Here is a 22,824-nt window from a genome sequence, read left to right as displayed (position 1 = left end):
GCCGCCATCTGCTTGAAGGAGTTTTCCGTGGAGAAATTCAAGGGCGCACTGGTGGTGGGCTTCCTGCGGTTGTTCGCCATGCTGCCGTGGCGCGCGGTGGGCGCATTGGGCGCGGGCATTGGCTGGCTGATGTGGAAGCTGCCCAACCGCTCCCGCGAGATCGTGCGGATCAACCTGTCGCACTGCTTCCCCGAGCTGTCCGAGGCCGAGCTGGAGAAACTCGTCGGCCGGAGCCTGATGGACATCGGCCGCACGCTCACCGAGAGCGCCTGCGCCTGGATGTGGTCGCCACAGAAATCGCTGCAGTACATCCGCGAAGTCGAAGGCATGGAGGTGCTGGAAGAAGCGCTGGCCTCCGGGGACGGCCTGGTCGGCATCACCAGCCACCTGGGCAACTGGGAAGTGCTCAACCACTTCTACTGCTCCTACGCCAAGCCGATCATCTTCTACCGCCCGCCCAAGCTGAAGGCGGTGGACGACCTGCTGAAGAAACAGCGCGTGCAACTGGGCAACCGCGTCGCGCCGTCCACGCCCGAAGGCATCAAGAGCGTGATCAAGGAAGTGAAGAACGGCGGCTGCGTCGGTATTCCCTGCGATCCGGAACCGGACCTCGGCTCGGGCCTGTTCGTGCCTTACCTGGGCACCACGGCGCTGACCAGCAAGTTCGTGCCGTCCCTGCTCTCGCGCGGCAAGGCGCGCGGGGTGTTCTTCCACGCCGTGCGCCTGCCCGATGGCAGCGGCTACAAGGTGATCCTTGAAGCCGCGCCGGCGGACATGTACGACAAGGACATGGAAGTGTCCGTGGCAGCGCTCAGCCGCGAGCTGGCCAAGTACGTGCGCGCTTATCCGAGCCAGTACATGTGGACCATGAAGCGCTTCAAGAAGCGGCCCGAAGGCGAGGCGAAGTGGTACTGAGCTGCTTGATGCTTTAGCGTTCCCCGGGAGCTCCCTCTCCCCAGCTCTCTGACTAGGCGTCCCCCCTGAAGGGAGAGAGAGCCAGTCTCTGCCGGCGGCAAGTCCAGGATTTCGCCGGAGCCTTTGTTGCCGGCGAGCTCCCGAGTGACCGAGCATGTCGGACAGTCCCCTCTCCCTTCAGGGAGAGGGTTAGGGAGAGGGCAAGGCGCCCGCTCACAAGCCAGGAAGAACCAGCATGCTCGGCCTGCCGACCACCGCCACCGCGCCGTTCTGCCCCTCGGAAGTCAAAGGCAGCATCCAGGTCGCGGCCAGCGCGCCACTGTGGAAGCGCATCCTGCAGTTCGCCGGCCCCGGCCTGCTGGTCTCCATCGGCTACATGGACCCGGGCAACTGGGCCACCGCCATCGAAGCCGGTTCGGGCTTCGGCTATCAGTTGCTGTTCGTGGTGCTGCTGTCGAGCCTCGCCGGCATGGTCCTGCAATGCCTGGCGATGCGCCTGGGCATTGTCACCGGGCAAGACCTGGCGCAGCTGTCGCGCAGTCGCTACAGCCTGGGCGGAGCGCGCCTGCAATGGCTGCTGGCGGAACTGTCTATCGTCGCCACTGACCTCGCCGAAGTGCTCGGCTGCGCCCTCGCCTTCCACCTGTTGCTGGGTGTCGACCTGGTCACCGGCGTCATCCTCACCGCCTTCGACACGCTCATCGTGCTCGGCCTCAAGGGCCAGCGCTTCCGCCATCTGGAAGCGATCATGCTCGGCCTGATCATCACTATCAGCGGCTGCTACCTGGTCGAGTTGATCCTTATCAAACCACACTGGCCGGACGTCGCCGCCGGCTTCCTGCCCAGCTGGGACGCCATCAGCCAACGCGAGCCGCTGTACCTCGCCGTCGGCATCCTTGGCGCCACGGTGATGCCGCACAATCTCTACCTGCACTCCTCCATCGTGCAGACGCGCCAGGTCAGCGGCAGCAACGGCAAGGCCGCCGCTATCCGCCTGACGCGCATCGACACCGTGGTTTCGCTGAGCCTCGCGCTGTTGATCAATGCGGCGATCCTGATCCTCGCCGCCGCCGCTTTCCACGAGACCGGCCACACCGGCGTCACCGAAATCCAGGACGCTTACCGCCTGCTCGAACCGCTGGTGGGCACCGGGCTTGCCGCGATCCTCTTCGGCGTTGCACTGCTCGCCTCGGGGCAGAGTTCCACCTTTACCGGCACCATCGCCGGGCAGGTGATCATGGAAGGCTTCCTGCAGATGAAGATTCCCTGCTGGCAGCGCCGCCTGATCACTCGCGCGCTGGCACTGATCCCGGCATTGATTGGCGTGCTGATGCTGGGCGACAAGGCGATCGGCAAGCTGCTGGTGCTCAGCCAGGTGGTGCTCAGCCTGCAACTGCCCTTCGCGCTCTGGCCGCTGATCCGCTTCACCAGCGACCGCGCGCTGATGGGCGAGTTCGTCAACAGCCTGCTGACCCGCGTGCTGGCGTGGAGCTTGTTCTGCGTCATCAGCGCCGCCAATCTCTGGCTGCTGCTGCAACTGCTGGCTTGACCTGACCCATGGGTTTGAGGCCCATTAATGCGCTGACATTCAGGACGGATGCCATCCATGGCCAACCAAAGGCAGTACCCGCGGACCCCGATGAAGTGCCGGATCAAGATCAGTCACCCCGACTTCGGCGACGTGTTCGGCCATACCCGTGACTTGTCGGACGGCGGCGTCTACGTTCGCCATGAAGTGCTCGCCGCGCTGCCCGCGGGGACGCGGGTCACCGGCCAGGTGCAGGACATGCCCTTCGATGCGCCGATCCTGGAGATGGAAGTGATGCGCACCGACGCCGAGGGCGCGGGTTTCCGCTTCGTCGGCAACGCCTGAAATACCTTTCCGGAACCGGCTCTTCGTAGGAGCGAGCTTGCTCGCGAACAGCCCCTGCTGCGGAGTCCAGGTTCGCGAGCAAGGGCTAGGCGCCCCCTCGCTCCTACAGGTGAGACAAGTCACCCGAATCCATCAATTCGCCTCGTTCACCGCACTCAGGAACGCCCGCGTCCGCTCGTGCTTCGGGTTGCCGAAGAACTGCTGCGGGCTGCCTTGCTCGAGAATGCTGCCCTGGTGGAAGAAGCACACGCGGTCGGCGAACTCGCGAGCGAAGCCCATCTGGTGGGTGACCATGAGCATCGTCAGGTTGTGCTCGGCGCCCAGCTTGCGCACCACGTTGAGCACTTCGCCGCACAGCTCCGGGTCCAGCGCCGAGGTCACCTCGTCGAACAGCATCACCTTGGGTCTCATCGCCAGCGCGCGGGCGATGGCCACGCGCTGCTGCTGGCCGCCGGAAAGCTGCGAAGGATAGTGCTCGAGCTTGTTGCCCAGGCCGACCATCTCCAGCAGTTCCACCGCCCGCTCGCGCGCTTCGTCGCGGCGCATGCCGAGTACCTGTACCGGCGCTTCCATTACATTGCGCAGTGCGCTCATGTGCGGGAACAGGTTGAAGCTCTGGAACACCATGCCGATCTTGCTGCGCACCTTGCGCACGTGGCTTTCCGGCGCGCGCACCAGGGCGTCGTTGCGCTTGAGGTGGGTCAGCGGTTCGCCGTCCACCTCGATCACGCCGCTGTCGATGGTCTCCAGGGTCATCAGCGCGCGCAGCAGGGTCGACTTGCCCGAGCCGCTGGGGCCGATGATGGCGACCTTCTCGTTGGCGCCCACTTCCAGGTTGAGGTCCTTGAGTACGCTGAAGCTGCCGTAGCTCTTGCACACGTTGCGGAAGCTGACCATGGGCTGGGCTGCCTCGGCGCGCGCGGCCGGCGAATCCTGGGTGGCTACGCGGGAGGACATCGCCCCGGCAGTTTGCAGGGAATGAACAGTCATCGGTTTTCCTCCGGAAGTGTCAGTCATGGCAGCGCCGTGCGTTTTTCCACCTGGCGCACGACGCTGGCCAGGCTGATGGAGATGAGCAGGAAGAACACCCCGACCAGGGTGATCGGTTCCAGGTAGCGGAAGCTGTCGGAGCCGATGTTCTTCGCCTGCTGCATGATTTCCACCACCGTGATCGCAGAGAGCACCGGGGTGTCCTTGAACATGGCGATCAGGTAGTTGCCCAGCGCCGGCAATACCGGGCGGATGGCCTGGGGCAGGATCACTTCGCGGTAGGCCTTGAAGGGCGAGAAGTTCAGCGCGGTGACCGCCTCCCATTGCCCGCGCGGCACTGCTTCCAGGCCGGCGCGGTAGACCTCGGCGGTGTAGCAGGCGTAATGCAGGGCGATGCCCAGGGTGCCGGCCACCAGTGCGGTCATGCTCAGCCCGTAGAGCGGCAGCACGTAGAACAGGAAATAGACCTGGATCAGCAGCGGCGTGCTGCGGATGAATTCGATCAGCCAGGCCGCCGGCCAAGACAGCCAGGCGTGGCGGCTGCGCCGGGCGATGGCGAAGAGCAGGCCGAACACCACCGCCAGGGCGAAGCCCACCAGGGTGATGGCGATGGTGCGCAGCGACGCGTGCAGCAGTTGCGGCAGGATCTGCCAGGCGAAGTCCCAGTCGAAGAGTTTCATCACAGGCCTCCGTGGATGCGGCCGTGCCCCAGCCAGCGCTCCAGGCGCCGCATGAGGAAGACGATGAGCTGGGCCAGGACGAAGTACAGCACCAGGGTGAGGGCGAAGATCTTCATGGTCTCGAAGGTCGCCTGGTCCAGCTGGCGTGCGCGGAAGGTCAGGTCCGAGAGGGTGATCAGTGACACCAGCGAGGTGTTCTTCAGCAGCTCGATCAGCAGGTTGGTGCCCGGCGGAATCGCACAGAGCAGCGCCTGCGGCAGGATGATCCGACGAAAGCGCGTGAACGGTGTCATGTTCAGCGCCAGCGCCGCCTCGTACTGCCCCTTGGGCACCGAGCCGATGGCGCCGCGCATGACTTCCGCGCCATAGGCGCCGATGTGCAGGCCCAGGCCGATGATCGCCACGCTGTAGGCGCTCATCTCCAGATTGAACGGCGGCAGCGGCAGCACGAAGTACAGCCAGAACAGCTGCACCAGCAGCGAAGTGCCGCGGAACAGCTCGATGTAGCCGATCGCCAGCCAGCGTACCGCCGGCCACGGCGCGAGCCGGCCGAGCGCGGCAAGAATGGCGGCGGCCACCGCCAGCAGGGAACCGAAGACAGTCACCTGGACGGTGACCCAGGCGCCCTCCAGCAGCAGAGGAAGTAATTCACCCATGATGCGCATCCTGTAACGACAGGTTCGACTCAATGGCCGGCCGGGCGCGTCCTATGGCAGGCGCGCGCCCGCGACGGTCACTGTTTGCAGAGCTCGGCAGCAGTCTTGTCGGTGACGTTGGACTTGTCGAAGCCGAACGGTTTCACCGTCGCCAGGTGCTCGGCGCCGCCCAGCCAGCCCTTGAGCTGCTGGTTCACCGCGTCGCGTAGGTCCTTGTCCTCCGGGCGGAAGGCCAGGGCGCCGTAGCCAATGTGCGATGGGTCGTCCTTGAAGTCGCTGATGGCTTCCACCGCGTCGCCGCCCTTGGCAGCCAGGCCCTTCATGGTCAGCGCGGTGCCGACACTGGCATCGGCGCGGCCGGCGCGCACGGCCTGCAACTGCGCGGTGGTATCCGGCACCTGGACGATCTGCTCTTCCGCTACGCCTTCGGCGCGGGCGTAGCCCATCTCGGCGGTGCCGGACATGATCGCCAGCTTCACGTCCGGATTGTTCTTCACGTCGGCGTAGCTGTGCAGGTTCTTCGGGTTGCCCTTCTTCACCAGCAGGGTGTCGGGAATCTGGTAGTGCGGGTCGGTGAAGATCACCTGCTGGCAACGCGGCGGGGTGATGTACATGCCCGCGGCGATCACGTCGAAGCGGCCGGCGCGCAGGCCGGGGATCAGCGCGCCCCATTCGGTGAGCACCGGCTCGATCTTCTTCACGCCCATTTTCGTGAAGATCTGCGTGGCGATTTCCGGGGATTCCCCGGTGACCTTGCCGGAAGTCTCGGTGTAGGCGAAGGGTGCTTCGTTGGCATAGCCGATGCGCACGGTGCCGGTGCTCTGGATACGTTCCAGGGTGGTTTCGGCGTAGCTGCCGGCGCTGGCCAGGGCGCCGGCGGCGAGGGTACAGGCGAGGCTCAGGCGGCGCAGGAAAACAGGGGCGGTACTCATCTTCGGATCTCCTGGACTTCTCTTGCCGAACGCTCATGGCGCGCGGCGATGGATGGCAGGTAGCAATGTCGTACGACTGTTGTTCTTGTAGGTCGGGCCCTGGGTGGGGCCTTCCGAAGTTCTCTCGGCTCTGTCGCAGACATTGCCGAGAAGCTCGACGCCAGACTAAGGCCGGGCGCCTTGCGGCTCTTCCCGATCGACAGCTGCGCGGCGGGAAAAAGCCACCGTCGCGACGAACGCATCCGGCGGTTTTTTCTGCGCGGGCCTGACAATGGGGCCCGGTGTGCCACGCGGTGTCCTGCGCCCGAGCATACGCAAGCCACTTCTTTATCGACATTGCACTAGGACAATTGCCGCCGGTGTGCTGGTCGGTCACTCTGCACCCCTGACCAGACGGAGCGCTGAAGATGGAAGCCTGGCGTCGCGCCCTGGCCGACCTGCGGGTCGGCGAATCCAAGTACAAGACTTTGGTGCAGGCCATTGCCGGCGACATCGAGCAGGGCCGCCTGAGCGATGGCCAGCGCCTGCCGCCGCAGCGCCACGTCGCCGATGGCCTGGGGATCAGCGTGCAAACGGTGACCAATGCCTACAAGGAACTGGAGCGCCAGGGCCTGGTGCGCTGCGAGGTGGGGCGCGGCAGTTTCGTCTCGCGGCGGATGACCGAGGGCATGGCCCATTACATGGTCGACCACCCCGAGCGCGCGCTGGTGGATTTCTCCATTGCCAGCATCGTCCACACCCGCGAGCACGACCGCCTCTGGCAGGACACCTGTCGCGCGCTGGCGCAGGAACCCGACCAGCCCTGGATGCGCGCCTGCCGCCCGGTCGCCGGCTTTGATGCGCACCGCGATGCCGGTGTGCAGTGGCTGGCGCAGCTGGGCCTGCAGCGCGAGCGCGATGACGTATTGATCACTAACGGCGCGGCCCACGGCATCTTCCTCGCGCTCGCCTCACTGGCCGGGCCGGACGATGTGGTGCTCTGCGAACAGCTCACCGACCACGGCGTGATCGGCAATTCCCAGGTGCTGGGTTTTACCTTGAAGGGTGTGGATATCGACAAGCAGGGCATCGACCCCGAGCACTTCGAAGACCTCTGCGCGAACGAGCGCATCACCGCGCTGGTCTGCACGCCCAACCTGAACAACCCGACCTCCTGCCTGATGCCCGACTCGCGCCGCCGCGAGATCGCCGCTATCGCCCAGCGCTACGGCGTTCACGTGATCGAAGACGACGTCTACGGCCCGCTGCTTGGCGAGCGCCGCCCGCCACCGCTCAGCCACTACCTGCCGGACTTGTCGTTCTACTGCACCAGCTTCACCAAGAGTGTGCTGACTGGCCTGCGCATCGGTTACCTGGCCATGCCGCGGCGGCTGGCGCTGCGCACCGAAAGCATCCTGCGGGTGAACAGCTGGATGGCCACGCCGTTGCTGGCGGAAGTCGCCTCACGGTGGATTCGCAACGGTAACGCCCAGGCGCTGATCGGCCTGCAGCGCCAGGTGCTGGAGAAGCGCCAGGGCTTGGTGCGCGACCATCTTGGCGAGCACCTGCGCGGTTGCGATCCGCATTCCCTCAGCGCCTGGATCGGCATTCCCGAGCATTGGGAGCTGGACAGCCTGGTGCGCGAGCTGCGCCACCGGCACATCGCTGTCACGCCACCCGATCCGTTCATGGTGCGCGGCACGCCCAGGCCGCGCGCGGTGCGCCTGTGCATGGGCGCCGAATGCAGCGACGAGCGCATGGCGTCCGCGCTGGAGGACATGCGCGAGCTGTTCGGGCAGTACCCGAAGATTCACGATTTCTGACACCGGACTCGCTCCTACATGCCGAACCTCCGGCGCGCGTAGGAGCGGACTTCGTCCGCGATGATTACCGCACGCGCCGGATGCCGATCGCGGACGAAGTCCGCTCCTACTCGAAATATTCTGCGCGAGCCTCAGCCCTTTTTCCGCCGGCTTCGTAGGGCTCTTGCGCCCCGTCATGCGGAAATCACTGCTTAAGACGACATCGTCCTAGTACATTCATCGCGACAATTTCCCGCCCCTACACTCGGCCCCACTGCATTCCCCGGAGGCCGAGATGGAGCCGATTCCCCTCGTCGAGCTGTACCGAGCACGCCAGCGCATCCAGGGCCTGGTACGGCAGACGCCGCTGGAGCATTCACCCAGCCTGTCGCGCCTGCTCGGCGCGTCGGTGTACCTGAAGCTTGAATCCCAGCAGATCACCGGCAGCTTCAAGCTGCGCGGGGCGAGCAACGCGATCGCCCAGCTCAGCGATGAGCAAAAGGCCAAGGGCGTGGTCGCGGCCTCCACCGGTAACCACGGCCGGGCGCTGGCCCACGCCGCGCGCGTGCTCGGCGTGCAAGCCACCATCTGCCTGTCGCAGTTGGTTCCGGCGAACAAGGTGCAGGCGATCCGCGAACTGGGCGCTGAAGTCCGCATCATCGGCAACAGCCAGGACGACGCCCAGGCCGAAGCCGAACGCATTGCCCGTGAGCTGGGCGCGGCGCTGCTGCCGCCCTTCGATCACCCGCAGATCATCGCCGGCCAGGGCACCCTCGGCCTGGAAATCCTCGAACAACTGCCGGACGTGCGCCAGGTGCTGGTACCGCTCTCCGGTGGCGGCCTGTTCGGCGGCGTGGCGCTGGCGCTCAAGCAGGCGGACCCGAGCATTCGCGTGCACGGCATCAGCATGCGCCGAGGCGCCGCCATGGCCGCCAGCCTCGCCGCCGGTCACCCGGTGGACGTGGAAGAGTTGCCGACCCTGGCCGACTCCCTCGGCGGCGGCATCGGCCTGGACAACCGCTACACCTTCGCACTCGCCCGTGACTACTGCGACCAGTTGCACCTGCTCGACGAGCCCTCCATTGCCGCCGGTATCCGTCACGCCTACCGCGAGGAGCGGCAGGTGGTCGAAGGCGCTGCCGCCGTGGGCATCGCCGCGCTGCTCGACGGCCTGATCGCGCCGATCGGCCCGGTGGTGGTGGTGGTCAGCGGCCGCAACATCGCCATCGAACAACACCAACAGATCCTCGAGGAAACTGCCCATGGCTGACGTCACCCTGCTCAGCGAAGCCGACCTGCGCGCCTGCGTGGCGATAGACCGGGAGAGCCTCGACGCCGTCGAACAGGCCTTTCGCCTGCTGGCCACGGCACCGGTGGCGATGCCGCCGATCCTTCGCCTGGACGTGCCCGAGCACAACGGCGAAGTCGACGTGAAGACCGCCTACCTGCCCGGCCTGCCGCGCTTTGCCATCAAGGTCAGCCCCGGCTTTTTCGACAATCCCAAGCTGGGCCTGCCCAGCCTCAACGGCATGATGATGTTGTTGTCCTCCAAAACCGGCTTGCTCGACGCGCTGCTGCTGGATAACGGCTACCTCACCGCCGTGCGCACCGCCTGCGCTGGCGCAGTGGCGGCCAAATGGTTGGCCCGCGAGAACTCGCGCCAGGTCGCGCTGATCGGCGCCGGGGAACAGGCGCGGTTGCAGCTCAAGGCGCTGTGCCTGGTGCGGCCCATCGAAGGCGCCAGCGTCTGGGCGCGGGATATCGCCAAAGCGCGGCAATGTGCGGAAGAGCTGAGCGGCAGCCTGGGCATTGCGGTCACGCCTTGCGCCAGCGTCGACGAAGCGCTGGAAGGCGCCGACATCGCCATCACCACCACGCCCAGCCGCGAACCGCTGATCCAGAAAAAACACCTGCGCCCCGGCTTGCACATCACCGCCATGGGTTCGGACGCCGAGCACAAGAACGAGATCGCCGCCCAAGCGCTGGCCGCCGTCGACCACTACGTCGCCGACCGCCTCAGCCAGACCCTGGTGCTGGGCGAGCTGCACCACGCGGTGGCGGCCGGCAACGTCAGCCTCGACGCGGATTTCGCCGAGCTCGGTCAAGTCATCGCCGGGCTGCGCCAGGGCCGTGTGCGCGCCGAGGACATCACCCTCTGCGACCTCACCGGCACCGGCGCCCAGGACACCGCTATCGCCGGCCTGGCCTTCCAGCGGGCACAGCGGATGGGCAAGGGATTCCGTTTCAGCAGCTGAGAATTTTTCGTCCCGCTTCGCGGGAAGAGCGCCCTCGCCCTAACCCTGGCTGCGCGCCCCGCTCCTCAAGCGGGAGAGGGGACCGTCAGGTGCAGGATGAAGCCGCGGCGTCAGCCGGCTCGGATTGCTACCTCTCCCTCTGGGAGAGGGTTGGGGTGAGGGGAACCAAAAGTCTCGGGCTATCCCAACGAAGCCCGACAACGATTCCCCCAAGAGGATTTCCGCATGTCCGAGATCGTCGTCAACCTCCCCTTCAGCCGGGAGGAATATGCCCAGCGGATCGCCAAGGTCCGCGCCAGCATGCAACAGCGCGGCATCGAACTGCTGCTGGTTACCGATCCGTCGAACATGGCCTGGCTGACCGGCTACGACGGCTGGTCCTTCTACGTGCACCAGTGCGTGCTGCTGGCGCTGGACGGCGAGCCGGTCTGGTTCGGCCGCGGCCAGGACGCCAACGGCGCGCGGCGTACCGTGTTCATGCAGGCGGACAACATCGTCGGCTACCCCGACCACTACGTGCAGTCCACCGAGCGCCACCCGATGGACTACCTGTCCCGCGAGGTCATCGCCGCGCGCGGCTGGTCGGATCGGACCATCGGCGTGGAGATGGACAACTACTACTTCAGCGCCGCCGCCTTCCGCTCACTGCAGGTGAACCTGCCGAACGCGAAGTTCGTCGATGCCACGGCCCTGGTGAACTGGCAGCGCGCGGTGAAGTCGCCGCGCGAGATCGAGTACATGCGCATCGCCGCGCGCATCGTCGAGAAGATGCACGCGCACATCGTCGAGCGCATCGAGCCGGGTATGCGCAAGAACGAGCTGGTCGCCGAGATCTACAGCACCGGCATCCTCGGCGCCGACGGCCACGGCGGCGACTACCCGGCCATCGTCCCACTGCTGCCCACCGGCGCCGACGCCAGCGCGCCGCACCTGACCTGGGACGACACACCCTTCGAGCGCGGCGCCGGCACCTTCTTCGAGATCGCCGGCTGCTACAAGCGCTACCACTGCCCGCTGTCGCGCACGGTGTTCCTCGGCCAGCCGCCGCAGCATTTCCTCGATGCGGAAAAAGCCGTGGTCGAAGGCATCGCCGCAGGCCTCGACGCGGCGAAACCGGGTAACACCACCGGCGACATCGCCCGCGCCTTCTTCGGCGTGCTGGAGAAGTTCGGCATCCACAAGGACAGCCGCTGCGGCTACCCCATCGGGATCAGCTACCCGCCGGACTGGGGCGAGCGCACCATGAGCCTGCGCCCGAGCGACAACAGCGTGCTCGAACCAGGCATGACCTTTCACTTCATGCCCGGCCTGTGGATGGACGACTGGGGCCTGGAGATCACCGAGAGCATCCTCATCACTGAGCGCGGCGTGGAAACCTTCTGCGACTACCCGCGCCAGCTGTTCGTGAAGGAGTGAGGCGATGACACAGTCCCTCGATAAAGAGCTGCGCGAAAACCCCATCGCCGCCAGCGTCGATTTCCAGCGCGACGGCGTGCAGCACGGCCACCTCAAGCTGCCCTACTCGCGGGACGATTCGGCCTGGGGCGCGGTGATGATCCCGGTCTGCGTGGTGAAGAACGGCGACGGCCCCACCGCGCTGCTGACCGGCGGCAACCACGGTGACGAGTACGAAGGCCCGGTGGCGCTCAGCCGCCTGGCCCAGGAACTGCGGACCGAGGACGTGCGCGGCCGTGTGATCATCGTGCCGTTCATGAACACGCCGGCGTTCCATGCCGGCAAGCGCACCTCGCCCATCGACGCCGGCAACCTCAACCGCAGCTTCCCCGGCCGCCCGGACGGCACGGTGACGCAGAAGATCGCCGACTACTTCCAGCGCACCCTGCTGCCGCTGGCGGATGTGGTGCTGGACATCCACTCCGGCGGCCGGACCCTGGATTTCCTGCCCTTCGCCGCCTGCCACGTGCTGCCGGACAAGGCCCAGCAGGAAGCCAGCGAGGCGCTGATGCGCGCCTTCGCCGCGCCCTACGCCATGCGCATGCTGGAGCTGGATGCGGTGGGCATGTACGACAGCGCCGCCGAGGAACAGGGCAAGCTGTTCGTCACCACCGAGCTGGGTGGCGGCGGCACCAGCAGCGCGCGCACTGTGGCTATCGCCCGGCGTGGTGTACGTAACCTGCTGGTTGAGGCTGGCATCCTGCGCGGCGAGATCGAGCCGGCGAAGTCGCTGATGCTCGACATGCCCGACGGTGACTGTTTCGTCGCCAGCGAGCACGGCGGCCTGCTGGAGATGTGCCGCGACCTGGGCGAGCGTGTCGAGCGTGGCGAAGTGCTGGCGCGGGTGCATGACGTGCTGCGCACCGGCGCGGCGCCGGTGGAGTACCGCGCCAAGCGCAGCGGTATCCTCGCCGCGCGGCATTTCCCCGGCCTGGTGCAGAGTGGCGACACCCTGGCGGTGGTCGCCGAGGTACTGGACTGAACGAGAGCCCGTCATGATCAAGCTCGACCGCTACGACCTGAAGATCCTGCGCATCCTCGCTGGCGACGGGCGCATCACCAAGTCGAGCCTGGCCGAGGCGATCAACCTCTCGGTCAGCCCGGCCTGGGAGCGTGTGCGCAAGCTGGAGGAGGCCGGGTTGATCAAGGGCTACCGCGCGCAGATCGATTGGCCGGCGCTGTTCAAGCAGCAGCAGGTGCTGGTGGAGATCACCCTGGCGCGGCATACCGCGCAGGACATGAGGCGTTTCGAGCAGCGCCTGCAGCAGTCGCCGGAGGTCGGCTTCTGCTACGCCACCGGTGGCGGGGTGGATTACATCGCGATGATCCAGGCGCGCGACATCGACCACTACCAGCGCTTCATCGACCAGCTGTTGCTGGAGGATGTGGGGATCGAGCGCTACTTCACCTATATCGTCACCAAGGTGATCAAGACCCAGGATGCGGCGATTCCTGCCGAGGCGCTGGAGGCAGGTTCCCTGTAGGAGCGAGCTTGCTCGCGAACGGATTCACCGGCCGCGCTGGAGGTGGGTGGGTTCGCGAGCAAGCTCGCTCCTACAAAACCAAAGACCGCTGACCCGCGGGAGAGGGCTGGGGTGAAGAAAGCCCCGTGCATCTAAACTCAGCTGAACAAAAATTGCACAATAAAACCTGACTTTTCGGTCCGGATCGTATACAATGCGCGCCGCTCGGCATGGTGCCGGGCATGGGTTCCCTCACCCCATCGACGAAAAAGGCCCAAGCATGTCGGCATCCCTTCCGGCGGCACGGCGCGGCGCACTCGCCGGCCTGGTCGCGTTCCACATCCTGATCATCATCGCCAGCAACTACCTGGTGCAGCTGCCAATGACGCTCTTTGGCTGGCACACCACCTGGGGCGCGTTCAGCTTCCCGTTCATCTTCCTGGCCACCGACCTCACCGTCCGCCTGCTCGGCAAGCGCCCGGCACGGCTGGTCATCGCGCGGGTGATGATCCCGGCACTGCTGGCTTCCTACGTCATTTCGGTGATCTTCCAGGAAGGCGCCTTCAGGGGCTTCGCCTCGCTGGGCGAATTCAACACCTTCGTAGCGCGGATTTCCCTGGCCAGCTTCCTGGCCTACGTGTTCGGGCAGATCCTCGACATCCAGGTCTTCGACCGCCTGCGCCGCATGCGCCAGTGGTGGATCGCCCCGGTGGTCTCGACCCTGTTCGGCAACCTGCTGGACACCTTCACCTTCTTCTCCATCGCCTTCTGGCACAGCGACAACGCCTTCATGGCCGAGCACTGGGTGGAGATCGCCTGGGTCGACTACGGCGTGAAGCTGGCGGTCATGCTGATGCTCTTCGTGCCGCTCTACGGCATGCTGCTCAGCGCCATCACCCGCAACCTGCGTCGCGCCGCAACGGCCTGACACCACCCGAAAAAGCCCAACAGCGGCGGCAGAACTGCAAAAAGATTTGCCGCCGTCGTCCCCCGCTTAGGAAAAAACCGCGCGCCCGCGGCCCCTAGGATGGTTCCCATGCCATCCTCCAAGGAGCCGCCGCCATGTCCTACGCCCATCCCCTGCTGTTCAAGTCGCTCTGCTACGTGAACGGCCATTGGCTGCACAGCGCCAGCGGCGCCAGCATCGCCGTCGACAACCCCGCGACCCGCGAAGCCATCGGCCACGTGCCGCTGCTCGACCGCGAACAGATCGTCGGTGCCATTGACGCTGCCGCCGCGGCCTTCCTGGCCTGGCGCGCGCGCAGCCTGGATGAGCGCGGCGCCCTGCTGCGTCGCTGGGCTGAGCTGATCCGCCTGCACCGCGACGACCTTGCGCAGATCCTCAGCCTTGAACAGGGCAAGCCGCTGACCGAGGCCCTTGGCGAGATCGACTACGCCGCCAGCTTCATCCCCTGGTTCGCCGAAGAGGCGCGCCGGCTGAACGGCCGCAACATCCCCAGCCATATCCCCAATGCGCACCTGGGCACGGTGGTCGAGCCGGTGGGCGTCGCCGCGTTGCTGACGCCGTGGAACTTCCCCTCGGCGATGATCACCCGCAAGGCCGCCGCCGCCCTTGCCGCCGGCTGCAGCGTGGTGGTCAAGCCGGCCCACGAGACGCCCTATTCCGCTTTCGCCCTGGCGCAGCTGGCCGAAGAAGCCGGCTTCCCCGCCGGCGTGTTCAACGTGGTGCTGGGCGAGCCGCAGATGGCCATGGAAACCCTGGTCGGCGACAGCCGCGTGCGCGCCGTGAGCTTCACCGGCTCGACCCGCGTGGGGAAGCTGGTGCTGCAAGCCGCCGCCCGCGACGTGAAGAAAGTCGCCCTGGAGCTGGGCGGCAACGCGCCCTTCATCGTTCTGCCCGACGCCGATCTGGAGCAGGCGGTGAAGTTCGCCATCGACGCCAAGTTCCAGACCTCCGGGCAGGACTGCTGCGCGGCCAACCGCATCCTGGTTGCCCGCGAACTCTATGAGCCTTTCCTGCAGCGTTTCGCTCGCGCCGCCCGCGAGCTGCGCGTCGGCCCTGCCAGCGATGCGCGCAGCCAGATCGGTCCGCTGATGCACCAGGGCGCCTTCGACGTGACCTGCGAGCGCGTGCGGGACGCCATCGACCAGGGCGCGCGCCTGCTCGCCGGCGGCGAACCCCATGCACTGGGCGGCTGGTTCCACCAGCCCACCGTGCTGGCCGACGTCACCCCGCAGATGCGCATCTGGCGCGAGGAAAACTTTGCGCCGATTGCCGGTGTGAGCGCGTACGACGACCTGGACGAAGCCGTCCGGCTGGCCAACGACACCGAGTACGGCCTGGCCGCCTACCTTTGTGGGCAACGCCTGGATCACATCTGGCCGCTGATGCGGCGCCTGGAATTCGCCATGGTGGCGGTCAACGGCGCCAAGTTCACCGGCCACCCCATTCCCTTCGGCGGCATGAAGGCCTCTGGCCTGGGTCGCGAAGGCGGCAGCGAGGGCTTCGAGCCCTTCGTCGAAACCAAGTACTTCGCCTTGCACCACGGCGCCATCTGACCGGGAGAACACCGCCATGACCGACTACGCCAAGCTGTTCGAAGACGACCGCGCGCACTTCATGCACCCCTCGACCCACGCCCACGATCACGCCAGTGGCGCGCTGCCGGGGAGGATAATCACCGGCGCCTCCGGCGTGCGCATCCGCGATCACCAGGGTCGCGAGCTGCTCGATGCCTTTGCCGGCCTGTACTGCGTGAACATCGGCTACGGCCGTACCGAAGTCGCCGACGCCATCCATGCACAGGCCACGCACCTGGCCTACTACCACACCTATGTGGGGCATTCTTCCGAGGCGATCATCGAGCTGTCCGCGCGGATCATCCGCGACTGGGCGCCGTCAGGCATGAAGAAGGTCTACTACGGCCTCTCCGGCTCCGACGCCAACGAAACCCAGGTCAAGCTGGTGCGCTACTACAACAACGTGCTGGGCCGGCCGCAGAAGAAAAAGATCGTCTCGCGCCAGCGCGGCTACCACGGCTCGGGGATCGTCACCGGCAGCCTCACGGGGCTGGCGAGCTTCCACCAGCACTTCGACCTGCCGGTGGAAGGCGTCAAGCACACCCTGTGCCCGCACTTCTACAAGGCGCCGGCGGGCATGGACGAGGCGAGCTTCGTCCGCCACTGCGCCCAGGAGCTGGAAAACCTGATCCTCGCCGAAGGCCCGGATACGGTGGCCGCCTTCATCGGCGAGCCGGTGATGGGCACTGGCGGCATCATCGTCCCGCCCAAGGGATACTGGGAGGCGATCCAGGCGGTGCTGGCGAAGTACGACGTGCTGCTGATTGCCGACGAAGTGGTCTGCGCGTTCGGCCGCGTCGGCGACAAGATGGGCAGCCAGCGCTACGGCATGCGCCCGGACCTGATCACCACGGCCAAGGGCCTGACCAGCGCCTATGCGCCACTGTCGGCGGTGATCGTCGGCGAGAAGGTCTGGGACGTGATCGATAGCGCGTCCAGCCGCGAAGGCGCCATGGGCCATGGCTGGACCTACTCCGGCCACCCGATCTGCGCGGCGGCGGCGCTGGCCAACCTGAACATCCTTGAGCGGGAAAACATCACCGCCAACGCCGCGGAGGTCGGCGGTTACCTGAACCAGCAGCTGTGCCAGACTTTCGAGGGCCACCCGCTGGTGGGTGAAGTGCGCGGCGACGGCATGCTGGCCGCGCTGGAGTTCATGGCCGACCGCGAGGCGCGCAGGCCCTTTGACCCGGCGCTGAAAGTCGGCCCGAAGGTGTCGGCTGCGTGCCTTGAGCGAGGCATGATCGCCCGCGCCATGCCCCATGGCGACATCCTCGGTTTCGCCCCGCCGCTGGTGCTTACTCGCGCCGAGGCGGACGAGATTGTCGGCATCGCCAAGTCGGCGGTGGATGCGGTGGCGGCGCAGGTGCTGTAGCAACTGTTGTGGGAACGGACTCCGTCCGCGATGCGCCACCGGACAGTTCGAAGCAGTCGGGAGGCGATCGCGGACAGAGTCCGCTCCTGCGCTCCCTGAAGCATTGCTCTTTGTAGGACCGAGGGCGGTACAGAAAAGGGCGTTTACGCGCCCTTTGCCTTGTCCAGCTTGCGCAGGAACACCGTCATTTCCTTCTCCGCCTGCTTGTCGCCGTGGGCCTGCGCGGCGGCCAGTCCATCGGTCCAGGCGGTGCGGGCGCCGTCCAGGTCACCCTCGACCTGCAGCGCCTTGCCCAGCAGCTTCCAGGCGGCGGAGTACTTGGGGTCCTGTTCCACGCAGCGGCGCAGGTGTTCGGCGGCTTTCGTCGCGTCGCCGGCATCCAGGTAGCCCTTGCCCAGGCCGAAGCGCAGCAGCGAGTTGTCCACGCCCTTGGCGAGCATCTTTTCCAGTGAATCGATCATGGCGGGTCTCCGTCAGCAGGCCGCCATTCTGCCCCAAGATCCGTGCCTCATGTGCGCCAGAAGGCGGGCGTCAGCAGGATCAGCAGCGAGAACACCTCCAGCCGCCCCAGCACCATTGCCAGGCTCAGCACCAGCTTGGCGCTGCCCGGCAGATGGCCGTAATGCACGGCCGCTTCGCCCAGCGCCGGGCCCAGGTTGTTCAGGCAGGAGGCGAGCGTGGAGAACGCCGTGAGCTGGTCCACGCCCAGGGCCAGCAGCACCAGCATCAGGGTCACGAAGGTCAGCAGGTAGATGGAGAAGAACGCCCACACCGACTCCACCACGCGGTCGGGCACTGTGCGTCGCCCGAGCTTGACCAGGAACACCCCGTTGGGATGCAGCAGGCGGAGGAATTCGCGCATGCCCTGGCGGTACACCAGCAGCATGCGCATCACCTTCATGCCGCCGCCGGTGGAGCCGGCGCAGGCGCCGATGAAGGTGCTGTAGAGCAGCAGATACGGCAGCAGGGTCGGCCAGGTGCTGAAGTCGGCTAGACCGAAGCCGGTGGTGGTCGCCACCGAAACCACCATGAACGCCGCATAGCGGATCGCCTGCAAGGGCGAGTCGTAGTGGTGCTTGAGGATCAGCGTCGCCGCGGTGATCAGGAACAGCACCAGCAGGATGCCCAGGTAGGCCCGGCATTCCGGGTCCTTCAGGTAGTGGCTGACCTTGCGCTGGCGCCAGGCGAGGAAGTGCAGGCTGAAGTTGATCCCGGAAATCACCAGGAAGGTCATGCAGATCAGCTCGATCAGCGGACTGTCGAAGTAGCCGATGCTCGCATCGTGGGTGGAGAAGCCGCCGATGGCGATGGTGGAGAAGCTGTGGCCGACGGCGTCGAACAGGTTCATTCCCGCGGCCCAGTACGCCAGCGCGCAGGCCAGGGTCAGGCCGCAGTAGATCAGCCAGAGGGTCTTGGCGGTATCGGCGATACGCGGCGAGAGCTTGTGGTCCTTGAGCGGGCCGGGCATCTCCGCGCGGTACAGCTGCATGCCGCCGATGCCGAGCATCGGCATCACCGCCACCGCCAGCACCACGATGCCCATGCCGCCCAGCCACTGCAGCTGCTGGCGGTAGTAGAGGATGGCGTGGGGCAGCGCATCGAGGCCGGTGAGCACGGTCGCGCCGGTGGTGGAGAGGCCCGAGAAGGACTCGAACAGCGAGTCGACCAGGCCCATGTGCGGCGCGTCGGATAACGCGAACGGCAAGGCGCCGAAGGACCCCAGGACGACCCAGAACAGCGCCGTGACCAGGTAGCCATCGCGGATGCGCAGGTCCTGCTTGTGCTGGCGGCACGGCCACCAGAGGGCGAAGCCGGTCAGCAAGGTGACCAGGAACGACAGCGCGAAGGGCTGCCAGGAGCGCTCGGCGTAGTGCAGGTCCACGAGCAGTGGCGGCAGGTGCGTAACGCTGAACAGCATCAGCAGTACGCCGAGGATTCGACCGATGGATGAGTAGCGCATGACCGGAGGCAGACAAGCAGGAACAGGCCGCGCAGGGTGACAAGGGAGGCTGGATGGCGCAGTAGGACCTGTCTGAAAGAGCCTCGGAATTAACTGGCAGGGCCGCCATGTGGCGGCCCCCGGGTCGATCAGAAGAAGGTCAGGCCGGCCTGGAACAGGCGCTCGACGTCGCGGATGCGCTTCTTGTCCACCACGAAGAGGATCACGTGGTCGCCGGACTCGATCTGCGTTTCGCCGTGGGCGATCAGCACGTCGTCGTCGCGAATCACCGCGCCGATGGTGGTGCCCGGCGGCAGCTGCACTTCGTTGATCCTGCGGCCGATGACCTTGCTCGACTTGGCGTCGCCATGGGCGACCACCTCGATGGCCTCGGCGGCGCCACGGCGCAGGGAGTGCACGCTCTCGATGTCGCCGCGGCGCACGTGGGTCAGCAGGGTGCCGATGGTCGCCAACTGCGGGCTGATGGCGATATCGATCTCGCCGCCCTGCACCAGGTCGACGTAGGCGGGGTTGTTGATCAGCGTCATCACCTTGCGCGCGCCCAGGCGCTTGGCCAGCAGCGAGGACATGATGTTGGCCTCGTCGTCGTTGGTCAGGGCGAGGAACAGGTCGGTGTCGCCGATGTTTTCTTCCAGCAGCAGGTCGCGGTCGGAGGCGCTGCCCTGGAGCACGATGGAGCTGTCGAGGTTGTCCGAGAGGTGCCGACAGCGCGCCGGGTTCATCTCGATGATCTTCACCTGGTAACGGCTTTCGATGGCCTCGGCCAGGCGCTCGCCGATGTTGCCGCCACCGGCGATGATGATCCGCTTGTAGCTGTCCTCCAGGCGGCGCATCTCGCCCATCACCGCGCGGATATGGGCCTTGGCGGCGATGAAGAATACTTCGTCGTCCGCCTCGATCACCGTGTCGCCCTGGGGAATGATCGGCCGGTTGCGCCGGTAGATCGCCGCCACGCGAGTATCTGCGTTGGGCATGTGCTCGCGCAGCTGGCGCAGCTCCTGGCCCACCAGCGGGCCGCCGTAGTAGGCACGAATGCCCACCAGCTGCGCCTTGCCCTCGGCGAAGTCGATCACCTGCAGGGCGCCGGGGTATTCCACCAGGCGCTTGATGTAGTTGGTCACCACCTGCTCGGGGCTGATCAGCACGTCGACCGGGATCGCCTCGTTGTCGAACAGCCCGGCGCGGGTCAGGTACGCCGCCTCGCGCACGCGGGCAATGCGCGTCGGGGTGTTGAACAGGGTGTAGGCGACCTGGCAGGCCACCATGTTCACCTCGTCGCTGTTGGTCACCGCCACCAGCATGTCGGCGTCGTCGGCGCCGGCCTGGCGCAGCACGGTGGGGAACGAGGCCTTGCCGTGGACGGTGCGGATGTCCAGGCGGTCGTTGAGGTCGCGCAGGCGTTCGCCGTCGGTATCGACGACCGTGATGTCGTTGGCTTCGCTGGCGAGGTGCTCGGCCAGAGTGCCGCCAACCTGGCCGGCACCAAGGATGATGATTTTCATGAGAGCTCTTTGTTAACTCCTCGGGGGAGGGATTGCGAGCTAGAACGAGACTAGGAAGAACGCGGTTTCGAAGCGGAGTTTACGAATGTAAATGAGCATTCGAAACCGTGATCTGACGACGTATCGTCGACGCGCAGCAGCCCGTTTGGCCTAGCGGGCCGAAATCTTGATCAGCTTGGCATAGTAGAAGCCGTCATGCCCGCCCTGCTGTGGCAGCAGCTGGCGGCCGTGGGGCTGCTTGATGCCCCAGGGGCCGGGCAGGTCCAGCTCGCGGGCGCCGGGGGTGCGACCGAGGAACGCGGCGATCTGCTCGCTGTTCTCCTGCGGCATCACCGAGCAGGTCGCGTAGACCATCACGCCACCGACTTCGAGTGTGGCCCACAGGGCATCGAGCAGCTCGCCCTGCAGTTGCGCCAGCGCCTCGATGTCTTCGGCGGTGCGGGTCAGCTTGATGTCCGGGTGGCGGCGGATCACGCCGGTGGCGGAACAAGGCGCGTCCAGCAGGATGCGCTGGAAGGGTTTGCCGTCCCACCATTTGGCCGTGTCGCGGGCGTCGGCGGCGAACAGCTGGGCGTCGAGCTGCAGGCGTGCGAGGTTCTCGCGCACGCGCACCAGCCGGCTTTCTTCCAGGTCTACGGCGACCACGCCAGCCAGCGCGGACTCGGCTTCCATCAGGTGGCAGGTCTTGCCGCCGGGGGCGCAGCAGGCGTCCAGCACGCGCTGGTTGGGTGCCAGTTCCAGCAGGTCGGCGGCCAGTTGCGCGGCTTCGTCCTGCACGCTGACGCGGCCTTCGGCAAAGCCCGGCAGCTCGCGCACATCGCACGGCTGCACAAGGTTGATGCCGTTGCGGCTGAACTCGCAGGCGGTGGCTTCGAAGCCGACGCGGTTCAGTTCTTCCAGGTAGGCATCGCGGCTGCCATGGCGGCGGTTCACTCGCAGGGTCATCGGCGGGTGGGCGTTGTTGGCGGCGCAGATCGCTTCGAACTGCTCCGGCCAGGATTTCTTCAGTGCCTTCTGCAGCCAGCGCGGATGCGCCAGGCGTGCGGCCGGGTCCTTGTCGACCTCGGCCAGCAGGGTTTCGCTCTCGCGCTGGGCGCGGCGCAGCACGGCGTTGAGCAGGCCCTTGGCCCAGGGCTTCTTCAACTTGTCCGCGCAGCCGACGGTTTCGCCAATGGCTGCGTGGGGCGGAATGCGGGTGTAGAGCAATTGGTACAGGCCAACCAGCAGCAAGGCCTCGACATCACGGTCACCAGCCTTGAACGGCTTCTGCAGCAGGCGCGCGGCGAGGGTGGACAGGCGCGGTTGCCAGCGGGCGCTGCCGAAAGCCAGTTCCTGCACCAGCCCGCGGTCGCGTGGCTCGACGTTCTCCATCTGGGTCGGCAACGAGCTGCCCAGTGAGGCGCGGCCGGCGAGCACCGCGGCCAGCGCACGGGCTGCGGCCAGACGAGGATTGGTACTCATTTGCCCAGCACCAGGCCGGCGGCGAACTGCTCGCGGCGGCTGTTGAACAGGTCGGCGAAGGCCAGCGGCTTGCCTCCAGGCAGTTGCAGGCGGGTCAGCAGCAGCGCGCCTTCACCGCAGGCGACCAGTAGGCCGTCGCGGCTGGCGTCGAGAATCATGCCGGGAACGCCCTTGCCCTCTGCCGGCTTGGCGCCAAGTACTTTCAGCGCGGCGTCACCGAGCGTGGTGTGGCAAACCGGCCACGGCGTGAAGGCGCGGATGCGGCGCTCCAGCTCGTCGGCCGGGCGCGACCAGTCGATGCGCGCCTCTTCCTTGTTCAACTTGTGTGCATAGGTGGCCAGGGAGTCGTCCTGCACCTCGCCCTTGAGCGTACCGGCGGCGAGGCCGGCAATGGCCTCGACCACGGCCTTCGGGCCCAGTTCGGCGAGGCGGTCGTGCAGGCTGCCGCCAGTGTCTTCGGCGGAAATCGGCGTGCTGACCTTGAGCAGCATCGGCCCGGTGTCCAGGCCGGCTTCCATTTGCATCACGGTCACACCGCTCTCGGCGTCGCCGGCTTCCACCGCGCGCTGGATCGGCGCGGCGCCGCGCCAGCGCGGCAGCAGCGAGGCGTGGCTGTTGATGCAGCCCAGGCGCGGGATATCCAGCACCACCTGCGGCAGGATCAGGCCATAGGCGACCACCACCATCAGGTCCGGTTTGAGTGCGGCCAGCTCCGCCTGGGCGGCGGGGTCGCGCAGGGTCGGCGGCTGCAGCACGGTCAGGCCATTCGCCATGGCGAGCTGCTTGACCGGGCTGGGCATCAGCTTCTGCCCACGGCCGGCCGGGCGGTCCGGCTGGGTGTAGACGGCCACCAGCTCGTGGGGACCGCCCAGCAGGGCCTTGAGGTGTTCGGCGGCGAATTCCGGGGTACCGGCGAAGACGATGCGCAGTCTCTGACTCATATCGGGCTCTCAAAAAGCTCTCTATGAAAGAGCTGGCGGGGGCT

General features: G+C 66.6%; 21 protein-coding genes. 12 read left to right on the top strand and 9 right to left on the bottom strand.

Going from position 1 to position 22,824, the window contains the following annotated elements:
- Positions 1-27: 27 nt before the first annotated feature.
- The 3 genes from G4G71_RS02755 to G4G71_RS02745 all read left to right on the top strand — a co-directional run bounded on the left by G4G71_RS02755 (position 28) and on the right by G4G71_RS02745 (position 2,788).
- Positions 28-915 (top strand): lysophospholipid acyltransferase, encoded by an 888-nt coding sequence (locus G4G71_RS02755; RefSeq protein ID WP_045214198.1) that lies wholly within the window; start codon positions 28-30, stop codon positions 913-915.
- 235 nt (positions 916-1,150) lie between these two features.
- Entirely contained in the window at positions 1,151-2,464 is a 1,314-nt protein-coding gene (locus tag G4G71_RS02750) for an Nramp family divalent metal transporter (RefSeq protein WP_169935316.1), read from the top strand.
- A gap of 57 nt (positions 2,465-2,521) precedes the next feature.
- On the top strand, positions 2,522-2,788 hold the full coding sequence (locus tag G4G71_RS02745) for a PilZ domain-containing protein (RefSeq protein ID WP_169935315.1): 267 nt from the start codon (positions 2,522-2,524) through the stop codon (positions 2,786-2,788).
- Between the two features lie 132 nt (positions 2,789-2,920).
- On the opposite strand, the gene ehuA is transcribed toward G4G71_RS02745, so the two are convergent.
- The 4 genes from ehuA to ehuB form a co-directional block, all read right to left on the bottom strand.
- A complete protein-coding gene (ehuA, locus tag G4G71_RS02740) occupies positions 2,921-3,745 on the bottom strand; it encodes an ectoine/hydroxyectoine ABC transporter ATP-binding protein EhuA (protein WP_277352235.1) in 825 nt (274 codons plus the stop codon).
- 56 nt (positions 3,746-3,801) lie between these two features.
- Positions 3,802-4,458, bottom strand: a complete 657-nt coding sequence (gene ehuD / locus G4G71_RS02735) for an ectoine/hydroxyectoine ABC transporter permease subunit EhuD (RefSeq protein ID WP_024765019.1) — start codon at positions 4,456-4,458, stop codon at positions 3,802-3,804.
- A complete protein-coding gene (gene ehuC / locus G4G71_RS02730) occupies positions 4,458-5,114 on the bottom strand; it encodes an ectoine/hydroxyectoine ABC transporter permease subunit EhuC (RefSeq protein WP_169935314.1) in 657 nt (218 codons plus the stop codon). Before ehuC ends, ehuD begins: the two co-directional genes overlap by 1 nt.
- Before the next feature lie 77 nt (positions 5,115-5,191).
- On the bottom strand, positions 5,192-6,046 hold the full coding sequence (gene ehuB / locus G4G71_RS02725; RefSeq protein WP_169935313.1) for an ectoine/hydroxyectoine ABC transporter substrate-binding protein EhuB: 855 nt from the start codon (positions 6,044-6,046) through the stop codon (positions 5,192-5,194).
- A 407-nt stretch (positions 6,047-6,453) separates the two neighbouring features.
- On the opposite strand from ehuB, the gene ehuR reads away from it, so the two are divergent.
- The 9 genes from ehuR (at position 6,454) to G4G71_RS02680 (ending at position 16,916) form a co-directional block, all read left to right on the top strand.
- Positions 6,454-7,848 (top strand): MocR-like ectoine utilization transcription factor EhuR, encoded by a 1,395-nt coding sequence (gene ehuR / locus G4G71_RS02720; RefSeq protein WP_169935312.1) that lies wholly within the window; start codon positions 6,454-6,456, stop codon positions 7,846-7,848.
- Between the two features lie 274 nt (positions 7,849-8,122).
- On the top strand, positions 8,123-9,097 hold the full coding sequence (eutB, locus tag G4G71_RS02715; RefSeq protein WP_169935311.1) for a hydroxyectoine utilization dehydratase EutB: 975 nt from the start codon (positions 8,123-8,125) through the stop codon (positions 9,095-9,097).
- Positions 9,090-10,082 carry a cyclodeaminase gene (locus tag G4G71_RS02710; RefSeq protein WP_169935310.1) on the top strand — a complete coding sequence of 331 codons (993 nt, stop codon included), beginning with the start codon at positions 9,090-9,092 and terminating at the stop codon, positions 10,080-10,082. The genes eutB and G4G71_RS02710 overlap by 8 nt, the downstream gene beginning before the upstream one ends.
- 225 nt (positions 10,083-10,307) lie before the next feature.
- The gene (gene doeA, locus G4G71_RS02705) at positions 10,308-11,498 is read left to right on the top strand and encodes an ectoine hydrolase DoeA (RefSeq protein ID WP_169935309.1); all 1,191 of its coding nucleotides are present in this window, start codon (positions 10,308-10,310) and stop codon (positions 11,496-11,498) included.
- A gap of 4 nt (positions 11,499-11,502) precedes the next feature.
- Entirely contained in the window at positions 11,503-12,519 is a 1,017-nt protein-coding gene (doeB, locus tag G4G71_RS02700) for a N(2)-acetyl-L-2,4-diaminobutanoate deacetylase DoeB (RefSeq protein ID WP_169935308.1), read from the top strand.
- Positions 12,520-12,532: 13 nt separating this feature from the next.
- Positions 12,533-13,021, top strand: a complete 489-nt coding sequence (locus G4G71_RS02695; RefSeq protein ID WP_169935307.1) for an Lrp/AsnC family transcriptional regulator — start codon at positions 12,533-12,535, stop codon at positions 13,019-13,021.
- A gap of 259 nt (positions 13,022-13,280) precedes the next feature.
- Positions 13,281-13,928: a 7-cyano-7-deazaguanine/7-aminomethyl-7-deazaguanine transporter gene (locus G4G71_RS02690; RefSeq protein ID WP_054907568.1), complete on the top strand. Its 648-nt coding sequence runs from the start codon at positions 13,281-13,283 to the stop codon at positions 13,926-13,928.
- A 134-nt stretch (positions 13,929-14,062) separates the two neighbouring features.
- Positions 14,063-15,520: an NAD-dependent succinate-semialdehyde dehydrogenase gene (locus tag G4G71_RS02685; protein WP_169935306.1), complete on the top strand. Its 1,458-nt coding sequence runs from the start codon at positions 14,063-14,065 to the stop codon at positions 15,518-15,520.
- 16 nt (positions 15,521-15,536) lie between these two features.
- Positions 15,537-16,916 (top strand): aspartate aminotransferase family protein, encoded by a 1,380-nt coding sequence (locus tag G4G71_RS02680; RefSeq protein ID WP_169935305.1) that lies wholly within the window; start codon positions 15,537-15,539, stop codon positions 16,914-16,916.
- Positions 16,917-17,059: 143 nt separating this feature from the next.
- On the opposite strand, the gene G4G71_RS02675 is transcribed toward G4G71_RS02680, so the two are convergent.
- The 5 genes from G4G71_RS02675 to fmt form a co-directional block, all read right to left on the bottom strand.
- Positions 17,060-17,377, bottom strand: a complete 318-nt coding sequence (locus G4G71_RS02675) for a tetratricopeptide repeat protein (RefSeq protein ID WP_169935304.1) — start codon at positions 17,375-17,377, stop codon at positions 17,060-17,062.
- A 47-nt stretch (positions 17,378-17,424) separates the two neighbouring features.
- Complete coding sequence (locus G4G71_RS02670; RefSeq protein WP_169935303.1) at positions 17,425-18,876, bottom strand: TrkH family potassium uptake protein; 1,452 nt, start codon at positions 18,874-18,876, stop codon at positions 17,425-17,427.
- Positions 18,877-19,004: 128 nt separating this feature from the next.
- Positions 19,005-20,378 carry a Trk system potassium transporter TrkA gene (gene trkA, locus G4G71_RS02665; RefSeq protein ID WP_169935302.1) on the bottom strand — a complete coding sequence of 458 codons (1,374 nt, stop codon included), beginning with the start codon at positions 20,376-20,378 and terminating at the stop codon, positions 19,005-19,007.
- Between the two features lie 150 nt (positions 20,379-20,528).
- Entirely contained in the window at positions 20,529-21,839 is a 1,311-nt protein-coding gene (gene rsmB, locus G4G71_RS02660; RefSeq protein ID WP_169935301.1) for a 16S rRNA (cytosine(967)-C(5))-methyltransferase RsmB, read from the bottom strand.
- Positions 21,836-22,780: a methionyl-tRNA formyltransferase gene (gene fmt / locus G4G71_RS02655; protein ID WP_169935300.1), complete on the bottom strand. Its 945-nt coding sequence runs from the start codon at positions 22,778-22,780 to the stop codon at positions 21,836-21,838. The genes rsmB and fmt overlap by 4 nt, the downstream gene beginning before the upstream one ends.
- Positions 22,781-22,824 lie beyond the last annotated feature (44 nt).

This window comes from Pseudomonas multiresinivorans (assembly GCF_012971725.1).
Classification (GTDB): domain Bacteria; phylum Pseudomonadota; class Gammaproteobacteria; order Pseudomonadales; family Pseudomonadaceae; genus Pseudomonas; species Pseudomonas multiresinivorans.
The sequence above is the reverse complement of the archived record's forward strand: the minus strand, read 5'-3'. Positions and strand labels throughout refer to the sequence as shown.

Coding starts and splice junctions, on each gene's coding strand:
- ehuR (WP_169935312.1), top strand. CDS start 6,454: ATGGAAGCCTGGCGTCGCGCCCTGGCCGACCTGCGGGTCGGCGAATCC.
- G4G71_RS02695 (WP_169935307.1), top strand. CDS start 12,533: ATGATCAAGCTCGACCGCTACGACCTGAAGATCCTGCGCATCCTCGCT.
- doeB (WP_169935308.1), top strand. CDS start 11,503: ATGACACAGTCCCTCGATAAAGAGCTGCGCGAAAACCCCATCGCCGCC.
- G4G71_RS02745 (WP_169935315.1), top strand. CDS start 2,522: ATGGCCAACCAAAGGCAGTACCCGCGGACCCCGATGAAGTGCCGGATC.
- G4G71_RS02670 (WP_169935303.1), bottom strand. CDS start 18,876: ATGCGCTACTCATCCATCGGTCGAATCCTCGGCGTACTGCTGATGCTG.
- doeA (WP_169935309.1), top strand. CDS start 10,308: ATGTCCGAGATCGTCGTCAACCTCCCCTTCAGCCGGGAGGAATATGCC.
- G4G71_RS02675 (WP_169935304.1), bottom strand. CDS start 17,377: ATGATCGATTCACTGGAAAAGATGCTCGCCAAGGGCGTGGACAACTCG.
- G4G71_RS02710 (WP_169935310.1), top strand. CDS start 9,090: ATGGCTGACGTCACCCTGCTCAGCGAAGCCGACCTGCGCGCCTGCGTG.
- fmt (WP_169935300.1), bottom strand. CDS start 22,780: ATGAGTCAGAGACTGCGCATCGTCTTCGCCGGTACCCCGGAATTCGCC.
- ehuA (WP_277352235.1), bottom strand. CDS start 3,745: ATGTCCTCCCGCGTAGCCACCCAGGATTCGCCGGCCGCGCGCGCCGAG.
- G4G71_RS02680 (WP_169935305.1), top strand. CDS start 15,537: ATGACCGACTACGCCAAGCTGTTCGAAGACGACCGCGCGCACTTCATG.
- eutB (WP_169935311.1), top strand. CDS start 8,123: ATGGAGCCGATTCCCCTCGTCGAGCTGTACCGAGCACGCCAGCGCATC.
- G4G71_RS02690 (WP_054907568.1), top strand. CDS start 13,281: ATGTCGGCATCCCTTCCGGCGGCACGGCGCGGCGCACTCGCCGGCCTG.
- ehuB (WP_169935313.1), bottom strand. CDS start 6,046: ATGAGTACCGCCCCTGTTTTCCTGCGCCGCCTGAGCCTCGCCTGTACC.
- G4G71_RS02685 (WP_169935306.1), top strand. CDS start 14,063: ATGTCCTACGCCCATCCCCTGCTGTTCAAGTCGCTCTGCTACGTGAAC.
- ehuD (WP_024765019.1), bottom strand. CDS start 4,458: ATGAAACTCTTCGACTGGGACTTCGCCTGGCAGATCCTGCCGCAACTG.
- ehuC (WP_169935314.1), bottom strand. CDS start 5,114: ATGGGTGAATTACTTCCTCTGCTGCTGGAGGGCGCCTGGGTCACCGTC.
- trkA (WP_169935302.1), bottom strand. CDS start 20,378: ATGAAAATCATCATCCTTGGTGCCGGCCAGGTTGGCGGCACTCTGGCC.
- rsmB (WP_169935301.1), bottom strand. CDS start 21,839: ATGAGTACCAATCCTCGTCTGGCCGCAGCCCGTGCGCTGGCCGCGGTG.
- G4G71_RS02750 (WP_169935316.1), top strand. CDS start 1,151: ATGCTCGGCCTGCCGACCACCGCCACCGCGCCGTTCTGCCCCTCGGAA.